At 74.5% G+C, this 376-nt stretch carries 1 protein-coding gene; it reads left to right on the top strand.

The genetic code is table 11. The features are described 5' to 3' along the window. Positions 1–376: carboxypeptidase-like regulatory domain-containing protein (locus AOK15_RS47015; protein WP_240508512.1), on the top strand; the 376-nt coding region annotated here is incomplete at both ends.

Below are 376 nucleotides of genomic sequence, written 5' to 3'. Positions count from 1 at the left end.
CGGCCGCGATGCATCTGCTGGGGAAGGCGAACTGGTGGCTGCCGGCGGGGCTGGAGAGGCGGTTGCCGCATCTGGCGGTGGAGCCGAAGGAGGAGCCGGCGACGGTCGAACCGGCGACCGGGTCTGAGGGCGGCGGTCCGGCCTCCGTGATCCACGGCTTCATCCGCACGGCGGACGGTGAGCCGGTGGGCGACGCCGACGTGACCCTGCTGACCCGCGGCGGCCGCCGACTGGACCGGGTGACGTCCCTGGCGGACGGCTCGTACATCGTCGCGGTCCCGGCCCCGGGCACGTACCTCCTGGCGGCGACATCCCCGGCGCACACGTCCCGCGCACGACAGGTGGACGTGGGGGAGGGCCCGCTGGTGTACGACGT

Source organism: Streptomyces ossamyceticus (assembly GCF_001418475.1).
In the GTDB taxonomy this organism is placed as follows: domain Bacteria; phylum Actinomycetota; class Actinomycetes; order Streptomycetales; family Streptomycetaceae; genus Streptomyces; species Streptomyces ossamyceticus.
The sequence above is the reverse complement of the archived record's forward strand: the minus strand, read 5'-3'. Positions and strand labels throughout refer to the sequence as shown.